Here is a 17,023-nt window from a genome sequence, read left to right as displayed (position 1 = left end):
ATAGTGAAAATTATCGATACCCATTGTGATGCCTTATTAAAATTGCAACATACGAAAAGACGTATTGATTGCGATACACCGCTTAACTTTCGCACATCTCCAGAACTGGAAACAAATATGCTGCGCTTAAAAAAGGGTGGAGTACGTGTACAATTTTTCGCTATATTTATTTACCCTGATATACCAACTGATGAACAATGGCAGCATGCGCTGGAACAGGCTGATATGTTCCATTCAGAAATTATCGGGAAAAATCCCGAAATGAAGCATATTAGAAGTTTTACCGAAATTGATAATTTAAAACCAGGGGAAATTGGTGCCGTTCTCACACTCGAAGGTGCTGAGTGCATCGGGAATGATTTGACGAAGCTGAGAACGCTTTACCGGCTTGGAGTATTATCTGTTGGACTAACATGGAATTATGCCAACCTTTGTGCTGATGGGGCAGGGGAAGCGCGCGGGGCTGGGCTGACTGCATTTGGAAAAGAGGTTGTTGCACTTAATAATGAGAACCGGATACTTACGGATGTTTCCCATTTATCTGATCAAGCTTTCTGGGATGTGTTGGAACATGCCGATTATCCATTTGCCAGCCATTCCAATGCCAGATCAATCTGTAACCATCCGCGTAATCTTCCGGATGAAGCGATACAAGCGCTGATTGGAAAAGGCGGTTTTATCCATATAGTTTTCAATCCGCCATTTATCCGGGAAAATAGTGAAGAAGCATCAATCCAGGACTTGATCAGGCATATTGATCATATCTGCTCCCTTGGCGGTGAGAAATATCTTGGCTTTGGCTCGGATTTTGACGGAATCAGCAGCTTTGTCGATCGTCTCTCTCACGCTGGTGAATACCAGAATTTAATCAACGAACTGCTTAAATCCTACCCGGAAGAAATCGTTAGGGGATTTGCATATGATAACTTCATGAATCATGCTAAAAAAATAGAAGCTCATGGGTAATCCCCCCCTGAGCTTCTATAATTTTTGTCCATAATATTTATCAATGGAAAATCCGCGTCCGAGAATTTCAGAAGCATTCAGGAAGATGACGAATGCATTCGGTGTTTCTTTTTGCAAGATTTTCTTTAATTCGACAGCCTCATGTTGTTCTGTCACACAAAGCAGCATTGTTTTATCCTCGTTAGAATAACCGCCGACTGTACGGACTTTTGTTAGCCCCCGGTCAATTTCATCCCTTATGATCTGCTGAATCTTTTCTTCTTCCTCACTAATGATAAGGATAAGTTTCGTTGCAGATGTACGCAGTTGTACAAAGTCGATTGCCTTGCTTGATATGAAAATTGTCATCAAAGCGAACAATGTTAGCTCGAGACTGAAGACGAATATGGAAGTAGTGACAACGAGACCATCAACGATTAATTGAGCGTAACCGTCCGACAGATTCGTAAAGCGTTTCATAATTTGCGCGAGAGCAGCCGTCCCACCGGTAGAACCATTTCCTTTATAAACAATTCCAAGCCCAACGCCGAGAAGGAGCCCGCCATAAATGGCACCGAGTAAAGGGTTCGTAACCGTAATCGCGATATCTTGAGTCAAATAGATGATAAAAGGGACCCAAAATGTTCCGACCAACGTTTTTAACCCGAAGTCTCTTCCCATCGTAAGCCAGCCAATTAGGAAAATGGGAATGTTGATTGCAAATTGGGTCAGGCCAGGACTGAGTTCGTACATTTCAAAAAGTAAAGTAGCTACCCCAGAAATTCCTCCGGCAGCAAGCTTTGCGGGTAGTAAGAACATATTGTATGTTACCCCGACAATAGTTGCCCCGAGAATAATATAGAAATATTGAATAAGTTGATTTTGATTTTGCATCAAAGTGTTTCCTTTCTAATATTATTATGACCGTATCTACTTTACCATTCACAGGCTAAGGCGTAAATAGTTGAAGGGAAGAAATAAAAAATCTCCAGCACAAAGGCCGGAGATGTGTATATCTTATTGATTTACTTTTGCTTTTTGTGTTACTTGTATGTTCCAGTTGAATGGATCTTCAAGTTTACCGTACTGGATTCCAGTTATCGTATCATATATTTTCTTAGAGAGTTCACCGGTTTCTCCGTTGTTGATATGATAATCTTTACCATCCCAGCAAAGTAAACCGATTGGTGAAATAACTGCGGCTGTTCCAGAGCCAAATGCTTCTTCCAACGTTCCATCCGCGTGGGCATCAGCAAGTTCCTGCATGCTCACTCTTCGTTCAGATACCGGGATGTTCCAATGTTGAAGCAATTGAAGAACAGAATCACGGGTAACCCCAGGTAAAATACTGCCATTTAACGCAGGTGTGATGACTTCACCATTAATTTTAAAGAAGACGTTCATACTGCCGACTTCCTCAATATATTTCCTATCCACCCCATCAAGCCAAAGCACTTGGGAATAGCCGTCTTTTGCTACATCTTCTTGACCTTTTAGCCCAGCTGCATAGTTTCCACCTGTCTTAGCCTCACCTGTTCCGCCTTTAACAGCACGGACAAACTTACTTTCAACCGCGATTTTCACGGGATCGATACCTTCTTTGTAATAGGAACCAACTGGTGAAAGAATGATGATGAATTTATAATTTCGGGATGGTGCGACACCTAGAAATGGTTCTGTTGCAATGATAAATGGGCGAATATAGAGGGAAGTACCATCTGCACCCGGCACCCAATCCTTATCGATTTCAACTAGTTTTATTAATGCTTGCAAGACAAATTCCTCGTCAATTTCTGGAATAACAAGCCGTTCATTGGATTTATTCATGCGTTCAAAGTTTTTTGTGGGTCGGAACAGCTGGACCTCACCTGATTCGGTACGGAATGCTTTTAATCCTTCAAATACGGATTGGCCGTAATGGAATACCATTGAAGAAGGATCAATCGAAAGCGGCTGATATGGTTGAATTTTAGCATTATGCCATCCGAGCTCATCGGAATAATCCATTACAAACATGTGATCCGTAAAGGCTCTGCCAAATTCTAATTGATCAGTCATAGGTTTTTCCTTAGGTGCTGTATTTTTCTCGACTTGTATTGACTGTACTTCCATATCTCTATCTCCTTATTCAACAAAGTTTCCCTTAATGATAAGCGATTTTTCTGATTTTAGCAAGGGAATTTTTTGATTCTTTATTTTTTTGTGTTAATGTGGAAGTGTTATTTAAGTGTTCAATCACAGTTTATATTTATTCGATAAAAAAATCACTGTTTTATCATCATCCAGATGAACACATAACTCCCCTGAATAAAGTTGCGTTTTATGCTAAAGTAAGGTTATCCAACCTTCGTAGCTTGAAACAGTGGATTACTATCATTCAGCGCAAGTGTCTGGCTCGTTCACTAATTATGGCGTTCCAATCGCCGTTCAGTTGCCCGGTGGACGGATGCTTTCCGCGGGCACAGCCGAAGCCTCGACGTACAGGACGTGTTAATGCAGACGTTGCCACAGGACGTGGCGTTCTTAGTCTGCCTCGGGCTACCGCCCTGCGGGGTCTCCGGACTCGTGCTATTCCCGCAGGAGTCACCGTCCACCGGGCAACTGAACTGGTAGAGAGGATTATTATTAATGGAAAATATCCCACCATGATAGTGTCCTCTTACTAAAATGCAAAATAGTGCTCCAAATTTGGTTATTTCTGGGAGCAGTCCAGACACCTCGAGACTCCTGCGGGGGGATAGGCCTGGCGAGACCCCACAGCGCGATAGCGCGAGGAGGCTTGCCGGCCGCCCGCGGAAAGCGAGAGGTGTCTGGACTGCGGACTTCCCGAAGAAAGTTGTACTTACGCTAAATGAAAGTAATTGGCAGGGTTGTAATTTGATTTTAAGGTGTGAAAGTTGATTAAGATTAGCTTATTGATTTGAAGGGAGAACGAATGGTGATTAAGACGATTATTTTTGACTTGGATGATACCCTACTCTGGGATGAGAAGAGTGTGCAAGATGCATTTGAAGCAACATGTAAGATGGCACAGGAAAAATATGACCTGGACTCCCTGGAACTGGAGAAACGTGTTCGAGCAAATGCACGAGAAATTTATGCATCTTATCCTACATATGAATTTACCCAAATGATTGGGATTAACCCATTTGAAGGCTTATGGGGGGAGTTTCCGGATGAGGGCGGCATGTTCCCGGAACTTTATAAGCTAGTTCCGGAGTACCGGAAAGAAGCCTGGACAAGAGGCTTGAGCGATCTTGGAATTGATGACGCAACACTTGGTGCAGAACTTGGTGAAGCATTCCCTGCCAACAGAAAGAAAACGGCAGCCCTCTATGACGATACATTACAGTTACTCGATGCTTTAAAAGGGAAATACCAACTTGTTTTATTAACAAATGGTTCGCCAGCTCTGCAAAATATTAAACTTGATTTGACACCGGTTCTTGTGCCGTATTTTGAACAGATTGTAATTTCCGGAGCGTTTGGTAAAGGAAAGCCGGATGTGGCAATATTTGAGCATGTATTGGAGCTTGTGCAGAAAGAGAAAGAAGAGGTTATCATGGTTGGTGATAACTTGAACACGGATATACTCGGTGCGTTACAAACGGGGATCACATCCATCTGGATCAACCGCAAAGACGCGAAACCCGGCCAAGTTCAACCAGATCACGAAATCAACGCACTTATGGACCTTGTACCGCTATTGGAGAAATTAAATAAATAAACGTTCACACATCAGCTTGGATACAACTATAATGGACTAGTTGTATCCTTGCTTTTTTATTTCCGAAAAATGTTTACGAAATTGTCGAAAACGTTAAGTTATCCGTATTTTATGATCCTTTTCTATACATAAAAACAAATTAATACATTGAACTATTTGAAAGTTAGTCATATAATTATTCGAAAATGAAAGGTGGAGAGGGAATGTCAAAGGATCTAAGAATTAAAAGTCAGGCATTTGATGGAAAAACGCGTGCACCGAACCGGGCGATGCTTCGTGCGGTAGGTTTAACCGATGAAGATTTCAAAAAACCGATGGTCGGGGTTGCCGATACAGAAAGTGATGTCACACCATGTAACGTACACCTCGGAGCATTAGCTAAAGAAGCAAGAGAGGGTGCTCGGGAAGCAGGAGCAGTTCCGTTCTTATTCCATACGATTACCGTTTCAGACGGAATATCCATGGGAACACAAGGGATGCGCTACTCGCTTCCAAGCCGGGAAATTATAGCAGACTCGATTGAAACAGTTGTCGGAGCGGAGAATATGGACGGCCTTGTCGCGTTTGGAGGATGTGACAAAAACATTCCAGGATGTATGATCGCAATAGCAAATGCGGAAATCCCATCTGTTTTCGTGTATGGAGGTACGATTGCACCGGGTAATTTGAACGGAAAAGACATTGACCTCGTATCTGTTTTCGAAGGTGTTGGAAAAAATAATAAAGGGGATGTCAGTGACGAGGAGCTAAAACAGATTGAATGTGCTGCTTGTCCGGGAGCTGGTTCCTGTGGCGGAATGTATACTGCCAACACGATGGCATCAGCAGTTGAAGCACTCGGTATGAGTTTACCAGGAAGCTCTTCCCACCCTGCAGTATCGAAAGAGAAAGGAATCGACTCGAAGGAAGCGGGACGAGCTGTATATAATTTGATTGAAAAACGAATTTACCCGAAAGACATTATGACGAAAGAAGCATTCGAAAATGCAATTACAATCGTTATGGCACTTGGTGGCTCAACGAACGCTATTCTCCACTTACTTGCGATTGCTCATGCGATTGAAGTAGACCTTACGATTGATGACTTCGCACGTATTCAGAAAAAAGTACCTCATCTTGCCGACCTGAAACCGAGCGGAAGATTTGTATTTCAGGATTTATATAACGTGGGCGGTGTACAGGCAGTAATGAAGTTGCTTCTTGAAAATGGTTATCTGCACGGAGATTGTCTCACCGTAACTGGAAAAACATTAGCGGAAAACTTAAAAGATGTTCCAGATTTGGCAGAAGGACAAGAGGTTATTATGCCACTAGACAATCCGAAGCGAAAAGACGGACCATTAGTCGTCCTAAAAGGGAATCTCTCTCCGGAAGGTTCGGTTGCGAAATTGTCAGGAGTTAAAGTAAAACAACATACTGGTCCAGCACGTGTATTTAACACGGAAGAAGAGGCAACACAAGCTGTAATGGACGATAAAATTAAAGAAGGCGACGTACTAATTATTCGTTATGTCGGACCAAAGGGCGGTCCAGGAATGCCGGAGATGCTATCGTTATCTAGTATTCTAGTTGGGAAAGGTCTCGGTGAAAAAGTTGCCCTCTTAACGGATGGACGTTTCTCAGGAGGTACTCATGGGCTTGTAGTTGGTCACATTGCGCCAGAAGCACAAGTTGGTGGACCAATTGCGCTAGTTGAAGAAGGCGATTCCGTCACAGTTGATACGGTGAACATGGAGCTTACGTTCGAAGTGAGCGAAGAAGAACTTGAGGCCCGTCGCAGCAAGTGGGTTGCACCGCCTCTTTACAAAAAAGGTGCACTAGGGAAATACGCACATAATGTTACAAGCGCTTCTCGAGGTGCCGTTACCGATTACTTAAATAGATAACCCACCTGAAAATGATCCGGGAATTCCCGGATCATTTTTTTCGTATTGCGGGACAGAGGGTCAGAGCACTTGTCCTATATGGGACAAGTGCTCTGACCTAGGCCACTGAAAAACCATAATTCCAAATTATCAGACACCACTTAGATATCCAAAACTAAAGAATTTAGGTTGTTATCCCCCACTTTTATATCTAAAAACAGCTAAAAATTGGGAACTGATTTTTTATTTTTCTTAATCGGCACTTTTTCAGTGGCCTAGCTCTGACCCTCTGTCCCATTTTAAAATTTTATCAGAAAAAAATAAAATATTTTTTTAAAATATAAAAGTTGATTGAATCAATAATGTAAGCGCAATCAAAGTGTTTGATTTATCAAAAGTGTCGAATAACTTTACAAAAAGCTGTTGACCTTTTAAAAAATACGTTGTATGATAAACGGCAACATCATAAAGCACAACCGCTTAAGGCATGAAGCCGAGCGAAATGAAATGAATAGTGCACAATGAAATGCTAAATCTAATACTTAAAAATCGATGACGAGAATAAAGGAACATGGTCCTGGTACTCACAGAGATCTGGGGTTGCTGGAAGCCCAGAAGTACCAATTGTTCTGACATCATCTCCGAGTGCCCAGCCGAACGATCTTGCTTTAAAAGATTCATTAAGCTGTGCCAGGTGCATCCTATTGCACCTGTTATCCAATCAAGCTGCTATTAGCTTGATGAGACAGTATCCGTAAGGGTGCTGTGAATATGGGTGGTACCGTGAAGAGTAGACGCTTTTCTCCCCAGTATACATGCAAGTAGGCGTGTTGTGGGGTGAATAGCGTCTTTTTTAATATTAAAATATCTAATTCTTTAAAAAATAAGGGAGGTATACGAATGGCGGTTGAAGCTAGGCAGAAGACGGAAGCAGGAAAGGAGTTCGTGACGGGGGCTGATTTACTCATTGAAGCCCTGGTGGAAGCAAAAGTCGAAAAAGTTTTTGGGTATCCAGGTGGTGCAGTATTACCGATTTATGACGCGATGTTCCGCCACGAATTTCCCTTTGAACACATACTCTGCCGCCATGAGCAAGGCTCCATCCATGCAGCAGAAGGGTATGCAAGAGTAACAGGAAAGCCGGGAGTAGTCGTCGCAACGTCAGGTCCTGGAGCGACTAACCTGATCACAGGAATTACGGATGCGATGATGGATTCCTTGCCACTCGTTATCATTACTGGGCAAGTCGCGCAAGGAGTGATTGGAACAGATGCTTTCCAAGAAGCAGATGTATTAGGTCTTACAACCCCAATTACGAAATACAATTATCAAATCCAGGATGCAAAGGAATTACCACGAGTCATCAATGAAGCATTCTACATTGCAACAACGGGACGTCCAGGGCCGGTTCTCATCGATATTCCGAAAAATATCTCAGCAGAACTGACTGTTCGGAATGAGAGCAACGCGATTGAATTACCAGGCTACCAGCCGAATGTTAAACCGAATGCATTACAGCTGCAGAAGTTAGCCAGCTTGCTTGAAAAAGCGGAACGACCAGTCCTCTTGGCAGGAGCAGGCGTGTTACTTTCAGACGGAGCAACTTATTTACAGGAATTTGTCGAAAAATATGAACTCCCTGTTGTAAATACCTTACTTGGACTTGGAAGTTTCCCTGGCGAACATGAGCTATTCCTCGGAATGGGCGGGATGCATGGAACATACACTGCGAACATGGCGATTTATGAAGCAGACTTTCTTATCAATATCGGAGCACGGTTTGATGACCGTTTAACCGGAAAAGTCGCAAACTTCGCACCAGGGGCAAAAGTTGCACATATCGACATTGACCCGGCAGAAATTGGGAAAATCATCCGCACAGACGTACCGATTGTAGGTGACGCGAAAACAGCCTTACAAGCATTACTCGCTATGGATATTAAAAAACCGGAAACGACAGAGTGGGTAACGCGGCTGATGGAAAACAAAGTCAACTATCCATATTGGTATAACCGGAGCGAGAAGCAGGTTTCTCCGCAATGGCTGATTGAACAAATTTGTGAAAAGTCAAAGGGAGAAGCGATTGTCGCAACGGATGTTGGACAGCATCAAATGTGGGCCGCGCAGTTCTACGCTTTTAATAAGCCGCATAATTGGCTTACGTCCGGTGGGTTAGGGACGATGGGCTTCGGCTTACCAGCAGCGATTGGTGCACAGCTCGGTAGACCAGATGATTTAGTTGTGGCGATTGTCGGTGACGGCGGCATTCAGATGACCATCCAGGAATTAGCCGTTATCCATGAACGTAATTTGCCGGTTAAAGTATTTATCGTGAATAATGAAGCACTTGGAATGGTAAGGCAGTGGCAGGAGGAGTTCCATGGCGAGCGTTATTCCAGTTCATTATTAACTCAAAATCCAGACTTTTTGAAAATAGCAGAAGGTTACGGTATCCGTAGCGTACTCGTCGATAAAGAAAAAGATGTACCAGGCGTACTGGAAGAGGTTTTCGCCTATGACGGTCCAGTACTTGTTGATTTCAGAATTCATTGGAAAGAAAAAGTATTTCCAATGGTGGCACCTGGAAAAGGTATTAACGAAATGGTGGGGGTGAAGCCGTGAAGCGGATTATAAGTTGTACCGTTCAAAATCGCGGTGGAGTTTTAAATAGAATTACCGGAATGTTTTCAAAGCGACATTTCAATATCGAAAGCATTACCGTTGGCGAATCAGAAACAGAAGGAATGGCAAAAATGACTTTCGTCGTTAATGTGGAAGATGAGCATAAGCTTGAACAGCTGACGAAACAGCTTCATAAACAAATTGACGTCATTAAAGTATCCGATATTACAGAGAAATCTGTCGTTGCTCGCGAACTGGCATTAGTGAAAGTAACAGCGAACAGCCAATTGCGAGCTGAAATACAAGGACTGATTGACCCATTCCGTGGGACGGTTGTTGATATCAGTAAGGAAACGATGACCATCCAAGTAACTGGAAAAACAGATAAGATTGACGCGTTCATCTTGTTATTAAAACCATTCGGTATTAAAGAAATTGCTAGAACAGGAGTAACAGCATTACTTAGAGGCCAACAAGCGAAACCATATGTGGCTGAAGTAAACTCACTTACAATATAAAAAACAAATCAAATCAGGAGAGGGAGATTTAAAAATGGCAAAAGTATTATACGAAAAGGACATCAATAATCAAGTATTAGAGGGGAAAAAAGTTGCAGTTGTAGGGTACGGTTCCCAAGGTCATGCACATGCACAAAACTTACGTGACAGCGGATATGAAGTAGTGATTGGATTACGTAAAGGGAAATCCCAGGAGCAAGCGGAAGAAGATGGATTCAACGTATTCCCGGTTGAAGAAGCAGTAAAACAGGCAGACGTTGTTATGGTTTTACTTCCAGATGAAACGCAGCAAAAAGTATATGAAGCAAGCATTAAAGAAAACTTGAAACCTGGCAGCGCGTTAGCATTCGCTCACGGATTCAACATCCATTATTCACAAATCGTTCCACCACAAGACGTTGACGTGTTCCTAGTTGCTCCAAAAGGACCGGGACACTTAGTTAGAAGAACATATGAAGAAGGTGCAGGTGTACCAGCATTATATGGAGTGTATCAGGACGTAACTGGTAAAGCAAAAGATGTTGCCCTTGCGTATGCACAAGCAATTGGAGCTGCTCGCGCTGGAGTACTAGAAACTTCCTTCCAAGAAGAAACGGAAACAGACTTATTCGGAGAACAGGCAGTTCTTTGCGGTGGGGTAACAAGCTTGATCAAAGCTGGATTTGAAACGCTAACGGAAGCGGGATACCAACCAGAAGTTGCGTACTTTGAGTGTCTCCATGAAATGAAACTAATCGTTGACTTGCTCTATGAAGGTGGACTTGAGAACATGCGCTATTCCATTTCAGACACAGCACAGTGGGGTGACTTCGTATCTGGAGAACGCGTCATCAATGACGAAACGAAAGAGCGTATGCAAGAAATCCTAAAAGAAGTTCAAAACGGTGCATTCGCTAAAGGCTGGATTCTTGAAAACCAGGCAGGACGCCCGCAGTTCAATGCAATCAACCGCGCGGAAAATAATCATCCGATTGAAAAAGTTGGAAGGGAGTTACGTGACCTGATGCCGTTTGTTAAACAGCCTATTCAAGAAAAACAAAAGGATGTGAAGGAATATGTCCAGAATTAAAATATTTGATACAACACTACGAGACGGCGAACAGTCACCTGGAGTAAATCTAAATAAATTAGAAAAATTAGAGATCGCTAAACAACTTGAACGTCTTGGTGTGGACCGGATAGAAGCAGGATTTCCTGCTTCTTCCAAAGGTGAATTCGAGGCAGTGAAAGAAATTGCGGACACGATTGAAACAACATCTGTAATTGCCTTAGCAAGAACCGTAAAATCGGATATAGATGCGGCTTGGGAAGCTTTAAAAGGAGCTAAAAAGCCAGCAATTCATATGTTCTTGGCAACCTCACCAATCCATATGGAATATAAATTACGTAAAACCCCAGAAGAAGTAATCGAAACCTCGGTTGAAATGGTTCGCTATGCGAAGCGGAAATTTACGGAAGTGCAATGGTCAGCTGAAGATGCATCCCGTTCCGACTTGAATTTCTTAGCAAAAATTATTGAAAAAGTGATCGATGCTGGAGCAACAGTCGTAAATCTTCCAGATACGGTAGGCTATGCGACGCCAGAAGAATACGGGAAAATGTTCAAGTATATGAAGGATAACGTGCCAAATATTGATCAAGTAAGCCTGTCTTGTCATTGTCATGATGATCTTGGAATGGCAGTAGCGAACTCGATTGCAGCGGTAGAGAATGGTGCAACCCAGGTGGAAGGTGCAATTAATGGTATCGGCGAACGGGCAGGGAACGCGGCATTGGAAGAAGTAGCTGTCGCACTGAAAGTCCGTTCTGACTTTTACCCTTATGAAACAAGACTTGTCTTAAACGAAATTAAACGGACGAGTGACCTTGTGGCGAAGTTAACTGGAATGCATGTTCAGGCAAATAAGGCAATTGTCGGACGAAATGCCTTTAGTCATGAATCAGGCATCCACCAAGACGGTGTACTAAAAAATGTGGAAACATACGAAATCATCACGCCAGCAATGGTTGGAGTCCAAGAAGCGAATACGTTATTCCTTGGTAAACACTCCGGCAGACATGCATTTAAAGAGAAAATACAGGAGTTTGGTGTCGAATTATCGGATACAGAGCTACAACAGGCTTTCAAGAAGTTTAAAGCACTAACCGATCATAATAAAGAAGTGACGGATGATGATATTTACACGATTATTATGGAAATCAAAACAGACTCAGATGAAATGAATAAATACGAGATTGAAAGTTTCCAAGTGTACTATGGGACAGAAAATTCACCAACCGCAGTTGTGCGGTTGATATCACCAGATAAAGAACAATTTGAAGCGGCGTTAACAGGAAATGGGAGTGTGGAAGCACTTTACAAAGCGATTGAAAGTTTAATTGGAGAGGAATTGAAACTCATCGATTATCAATTAAATTCAGTTGGCGGCGGACAAGACGCATTGGCAGAAGCGTATGTCCAATTGAGTGTGAATGGTGAGGTTATGAATGGTCGCAGCTCAAATCAAGACGTATTAATGGCATCAGCGAACGCATATATTAATGCGGTAAACCGCTATTTCTTAAAACATAGCCCGGTGAACCAGAAACGAGCAGTCAGCCACTAAAGTAAGAAAAAAGAGTATGTAAACTACAGGAAGGGGAACCAATCATGAAAAAACAAATTACTTTGCTTTCAGGTGACGGTATCGGCCCAGAAATTATGGAGAGTGCGAAAGAAGTATTACAAGTCATTGCTGAAGAGTTCAATCATGACTTTATATTTCATGAACATGCCATTGGTGGAAATGCAGTTGACGCCTATGGTGAGCCCCTCCCGGAAGAGACATTGAAAGCTGCTGAAGAAGGCGATGCAATATTACTCGGTGCGGTAGGTGGTCCAAAATGGGAAAACCATCCGGTGTATCAGCGACCTGAACAGGGGCTGCTCAAAATCCGTAAGAGCTTGGGATTATTTGCAAACTTACGCCCGATTAAATTAATCCCTGCGTTAATTCATGCCTCACCATTAAAAGAGGAGATTGTGGCAGCAAGCGATATTGTCATAATCCGTGAGCTGACCGGGGGATTATATTTCGGAAAACCAAGCGAACGCCGGGATAACGGGAATTCTGTAGTAGATACTCTAAGCTATGAACGCTACGAAATGGAGCGAATTATTGAAAAAGGCTTCGAAACAGCACTGTCTCGCAGAAAGCATCTGACATCTGTTGATAAAGCCAATGTGCTTGAATCCAGTAGAATGTGGCGAGAAATTGTAGAAGAAAAGGCAAAAAAATATCCGGAAGTGACGGTAGAGCATGTACTTGTCGATGCCGCAGCCATGAAGTTAATCACAAACCCAGCCTCCTTTGACACGATTGTGACGGAAAATTTATTTGGCGATATCTTAAGCGATGAAGCATCTGTTATTACCGGTTCATTAGGTATGTTGCCATCAGCAAGTGTCAGGGAAGATGGATTAGGGTTATATGAACCAATCCATGGTTCTGCACCTGATATTGCTGGTAAAGGGATTGCTAATCCATTAGGAATGATTCTGTCTGCAAGCTTTATGCTAAGAGATTCATTCGGACTTGAAGTGGAAGCAAATGCAATGGAACAAGCGGTGAATGAAGCTTTAGAGCAAGGCTATCATACAGCAGATCTGGACGTGAAAGATGGAACTTTAGTTTCAACGAAGGAAATGACGGATGTTGTAATAGGCAGTCTATCTGCACGAAGTATTTCAGACGATATTTGTTATATGTATGTATAAAGAAAAATGTAAGAGGTGAGGAAGATGGGAAAGCCGAAAACAATTATTGAAAAAGTTTGGGAACAGCATGTCGTTCATCGAGAAGAAGGGAAGCCTGATCTTTTATATATTGACCAGCATTTAGTGCACGAGGTAACATCTCCTCAAGCTTTTGAAGGTCTGCGCCTTGCAAATCGCAAGGTCCGTAGACCGGATTTAACCTACGCGACGATGGACCATAACGTACCAACAAAAAACCGGGATGTCGTGAAAGATGAAATCTCCCGTAAACAAATGGAAACACTACGCAAGAATTGCGAGGATTTCGGAATCAAGCTTGCGGATATGTTTCACCCGGATCAGGGAATTGTGCATGTCATCGGTCCACAACTTGGTCTAACGCAGCCAGGTAAAACAATTGTCTGCGGGGACAGTCATACATCTACGCACGGTGCTTTTGGAGCACTTGCTTTCGGAATTGGTACAAGTGAAGTGGAACATGTTCTTGCAACACAAACAATCTGGCAAGACCGCCCGAAAACATTGAATGTAAAAGTTGAAGGCGACCTTGGACCAGGTGTTACAGCAAAGGACCTTATTTTAGCGATTATCGCAAAATTTGGTGTCCGCTTCGGTACAGGTTATGTAATGGAATATACTGGTGAGGCAATACGTAAACTATCTATGGAAGAGCGGATGACGATTTGTAATATGTCAATTGAAGGTGGTGCGAGAGCTGGTTTAATCAGTCCGGATGAGACAACTGTTGAATTCTTAAGAGGCAGAGAGTATGTTCCGAAAGATGAAGAGTTTGATAGAATAAGTGAGGAATGGCTTGCCTTAGCAACCGACGAAGGAGCAGTTTACGATCATACGGTTACCATCAATGCAGCAGAAGTTGAACCACAGGTCACTTGGGGAACAAACCCAGGAATGGGGGTTCCAGTTAGTGGTGCAACCCCACGTGTTGCGGAATCGGATAACCCGTACGAGGTAGAACGTGCGCTAGAATATATGGGACTTGAAGAAAATCAGCCGATTACCTCGATTGAAATCGATCATGTCTTTATTGGTTCTTGTACAAACTCGCGGCTTAGCGATTTGAAGAAAGCAGCAGCGATTGTAGAAGGGAAACAAGTAAAAGACACGATTAAAGCAATTGTTGTTCCAGGATCCTTCAGTGTTAAGCTTCAAGCTGAAAAAGAGGGTATTGACAAAATATTCAAAGAGGCAGGTTTTGAATGGCGTGACTCTGGTTGTAGTATGTGTCTAGGAATGAACGATGATATCGTACCGGTCGGTGGTCGTTGTGCATCCACTTCCAATCGTAACTTTGAAGGAAGGCAGGGGAACGGCGCGCGAACGCACCTTGTTAGTCCGGAGATGGCTGCAGCAGCTGCTATTGAAGGTCGTTTTGTCGATGTCCGTCATTTTGCAGGTGTAGCGCTATAGGAAGGGAGATATTATAATGGAAGCAATTGAACAGCATGAAGGATTGGTTTACCCACTAAACCGCGCCAATATTGACACCGATCAAATAATCCCAAAGCAATTTTTAAAGCGGATTGAACGAACAGGCTTTGGTCAATTCCTCTTTTATAATTGGCGTTTTAACGAAGATGGAAGCTTAAAAGAAGATTTTAGTATGAATGATCCGAAATATGAAGGAGCATCTATCTTACTTGCCGGAGAGAACTTCGGTTGTGGTTCTTCAAGAGAACACGCACCATGGGCACTTGAAGATTATGGTTTCAAAGTGATCATCGCTCCAAGCTTTGCTGATATATTCTACAATAATGCGCTGAAGAATGGAATCATCCTTATCAAGTTGGATGAAGCGCAAATAAAAGAGTGGCAAAATCAGTCGGAAGATGGCGAATTGAAGTTGAGTGTGGATTTGCCAAATCAGACGATTACAGATGAAGCCGGGAAAGTTGTTGGATTTGAAATTCCAGCCTATCATAAAGAAAAGCTAATCAATGGCTGGGATGACATAGCTCTAACTTTATTAATGGAAGAAAAGATTTCAGAGTTTGAAAATGGTGCCCAAGCTTAATCAAGAGATAGAATTGGAAAAAATAGAGTAGTAACGAAAGAAATATGGAAGATTGTAAATGTATATAGAAGGAAACTAATAATAAGGAGTGTGGCTTTCTTTGGGGATTTAGTAGGGGATTTATTAACTGGTGAGAAAATTTATCAAGCATGGAAGCGGTTGGCACCAATCGTACATCGGACACCATTGCTTACCTCGCATACAATTGATGATATGGTTGGCAGAAAAGTGTATTGCAAGATGGAAAATCAGCAAAAGACAGGTGCCTTTAAGTTTCGCGGGGCAACATTCAAGCTCATGCAACTGACGAAAGAAGAATTGCAAAGAGGTGTAATAACCGCTTCAGCTGGTAATCATGCACAGGGAGTTGCCTATGCAGCAAGAAAGCTCGGCGCCAATGCAAAGATTTTCATGCCTGAAGGAACACCGCTTGCCAAAGTACATGCAACAAGAAATTACGGAGCAGATGTTGTACTTACAGGTGAGAGTTTCCAGGAGGCTTATCAAGCATCGATGGAATATGAAAAGGAAAGCGGCAGTGTATATGTTCATCCCTTTGATGATTATGATGTGATGACAGGACAAGGAACGATTGCTATGGAACTGCTGCGGCAAGAAGATCGGATTGACACTGTCTTTGTACCAATTGGCGGGGGCGGTCTCATTGCTGGAATTGCAGTTGCCTGTAAACACATCAACCGTAATATCCAAGTAATCGGTGTCCAAGCAAGCGGGGCAGATGCAATGTATCAAAGCTACCATTCGAAACAGATGCGGCATTCGACCGAGGTAAACACGCTTGCAGACGGAATCGCTGTAAAAGAACCTGGAAAATCAACATTTCCGATCATTCGAGATTATGTTGATGATGTTGTTACAGTTACCGATGAACAGATTGCTGCCAGTATTCTATTTATGCTAGAACGGAATAAAACCCTTACGGAAGGTGCGGGAGCGACTGCATTAGCTGGATTATTCGCTTATCATAAAGAGATTCCGAGCAGGCACACCGGTGTCATTGTAAGCGGCGGGAACTTCGATATTAAACGAATGGCCGAAATCCAAGATCTGGCAGAAGGTTTTTTTCCCGTTGAAGTAAGGAAAAAGGAACAAATGGCTTATTAACATGAAGTGAAAAAAATATATATTACGCAAATCCGAACAATTCGAAGTATCATTTTCCAATGATCGAGATAATTGTTCGGATTTATTTTTATTTAGGCTGAATGAAGGTTTAACTGTACTATTACTATAGTAGGAAATGGTTATTACAGATGTATTTCGGTTGGAAATGAAATACATAAAAAGGAAAGAAACAATTGAAAAGAACATTCGTTATCTAGGATCAGAGCGTAATTCCCAAAGTTTTTAGTAAAGAAATAAATTTTCCCATATTTACACGGAGTGATAAGAAAGGTTATCCTAGCAAGGCTTTTTATCTTTGGTTGCAGAGTTTTGGAAAAATACTGGAATTAAATTGATTTTATAATATTGCTTTTTTCAAACAATTCCATTATAATCACATTACTATAATTTTTCACTACCATTACGGAA

Annotated in this window: 13 protein-coding genes; 11 read left to right on the top strand and 2 right to left on the bottom strand. The window is 42.4% G+C overall.

Going from position 1 to position 17,023, the window contains the following annotated elements; translation table 11 throughout:
- The first annotated feature begins 3 nt into the window (after positions 1 to 3).
- Positions 4 to 966: a dipeptidase gene (locus IEX94_RS03035; RefSeq protein ID WP_188855966.1), complete on the top strand. Its 963-nt coding sequence runs from the start codon at positions 4 to 6 to the stop codon at positions 964 to 966.
- Positions 967 to 981: 15 nt separating this feature from the next.
- On the opposite strand, the gene IEX94_RS03030 is transcribed toward IEX94_RS03035, so the two are convergent.
- Together IEX94_RS03030 and IEX94_RS03025 are read right to left on the bottom strand one after the other, a co-directional pair.
- Complete coding sequence (locus IEX94_RS03030) at positions 982 to 1,839, bottom strand: YitT family protein (RefSeq protein WP_188855965.1); 858 nt, start codon at positions 1,837 to 1,839, stop codon at positions 982 to 984.
- A 123-nt stretch (positions 1,840 to 1,962) separates the two neighbouring features.
- Positions 1,963 to 3,057 carry a branched-chain amino acid aminotransferase gene (locus IEX94_RS03025; RefSeq protein WP_188855964.1) on the bottom strand — a complete coding sequence of 365 codons (1,095 nt, stop codon included), beginning with the start codon at positions 3,055 to 3,057 and terminating at the stop codon, positions 1,963 to 1,965.
- Between the two features lie 826 nt (positions 3,058 to 3,883).
- On the opposite strand from IEX94_RS03025, the gene IEX94_RS03020 reads away from it, so the two are divergent.
- The 10 genes from IEX94_RS03020 to ilvA all read left to right on the top strand — a co-directional run bounded on the left by IEX94_RS03020 (position 3,884) and on the right by ilvA (position 16,594).
- A complete protein-coding gene (locus tag IEX94_RS03020; RefSeq protein ID WP_188855963.1) occupies positions 3,884 to 4,672 on the top strand; it encodes an HAD family hydrolase in 789 nt (262 codons plus the stop codon).
- Between the two features lie 203 nt (positions 4,673 to 4,875).
- Positions 4,876 to 6,558 (top strand): dihydroxy-acid dehydratase, encoded by a 1,683-nt coding sequence (gene ilvD, locus IEX94_RS03015; protein ID WP_188855962.1) that lies wholly within the window; start codon positions 4,876 to 4,878, stop codon positions 6,556 to 6,558.
- Positions 6,559 to 7,437: 879 nt separating this feature from the next.
- Positions 7,438 to 9,159 carry a biosynthetic-type acetolactate synthase large subunit gene (ilvB, locus tag IEX94_RS03010; protein WP_188855961.1) on the top strand — a complete coding sequence of 574 codons (1,722 nt, stop codon included), beginning with the start codon at positions 7,438 to 7,440 and terminating at the stop codon, positions 9,157 to 9,159.
- Entirely contained in the window at positions 9,156 to 9,677 is a 522-nt protein-coding gene (ilvN, locus tag IEX94_RS03005) for an acetolactate synthase small subunit (RefSeq protein WP_188855960.1), read from the top strand. The genes ilvB and ilvN overlap by 4 nt, the downstream gene beginning before the upstream one ends.
- Before the next feature lie 7 nt (positions 9,678 to 9,684).
- A complete protein-coding gene (ilvC, locus tag IEX94_RS03000; RefSeq protein ID WP_268239574.1) occupies positions 9,685 to 10,746 on the top strand; it encodes a ketol-acid reductoisomerase in 1,062 nt (353 codons plus the stop codon).
- Positions 10,733 to 12,283, top strand: a complete 1,551-nt coding sequence (locus tag IEX94_RS02995; RefSeq protein ID WP_188855958.1) for a 2-isopropylmalate synthase — start codon at positions 10,733 to 10,735, stop codon at positions 12,281 to 12,283. The genes ilvC and IEX94_RS02995 overlap by 14 nt, the downstream gene beginning before the upstream one ends.
- A gap of 44 nt (positions 12,284 to 12,327) precedes the next feature.
- The gene (gene leuB / locus IEX94_RS02990; protein ID WP_188855957.1) at positions 12,328 to 13,434 is read left to right on the top strand and encodes a 3-isopropylmalate dehydrogenase; all 1,107 of its coding nucleotides are present in this window, start codon (positions 12,328 to 12,330) and stop codon (positions 13,432 to 13,434) included.
- A 24-nt stretch (positions 13,435 to 13,458) separates the two neighbouring features.
- Complete coding sequence (leuC, locus tag IEX94_RS02985; protein ID WP_188855956.1) at positions 13,459 to 14,865, top strand: 3-isopropylmalate dehydratase large subunit; 1,407 nt, start codon at positions 13,459 to 13,461, stop codon at positions 14,863 to 14,865.
- Between the two features lie 16 nt (positions 14,866 to 14,881).
- Entirely contained in the window at positions 14,882 to 15,469 is a 588-nt protein-coding gene (leuD, locus tag IEX94_RS02980; RefSeq protein WP_188855955.1) for a 3-isopropylmalate dehydratase small subunit, read from the top strand.
- Positions 15,470 to 15,559: 90 nt separating this feature from the next.
- On the top strand, positions 15,560 to 16,594 hold the full coding sequence (gene ilvA, locus IEX94_RS02975; protein WP_229782537.1) for a threonine ammonia-lyase: 1,035 nt from the start codon (positions 15,560 to 15,562) through the stop codon (positions 16,592 to 16,594).
- The last annotated feature ends 429 nt before the right edge of the window (positions 16,595 to 17,023 follow it).

The sequence above is a fragment of the Oceanobacillus indicireducens genome (genome assembly GCF_014647195.1).
Classification (GTDB): domain Bacteria; phylum Bacillota; class Bacilli; order Bacillales; family Amphibacillaceae; genus Oceanobacillus; species Oceanobacillus indicireducens.
This window is presented reverse-complemented; position numbering and strand designations above follow the sequence as displayed.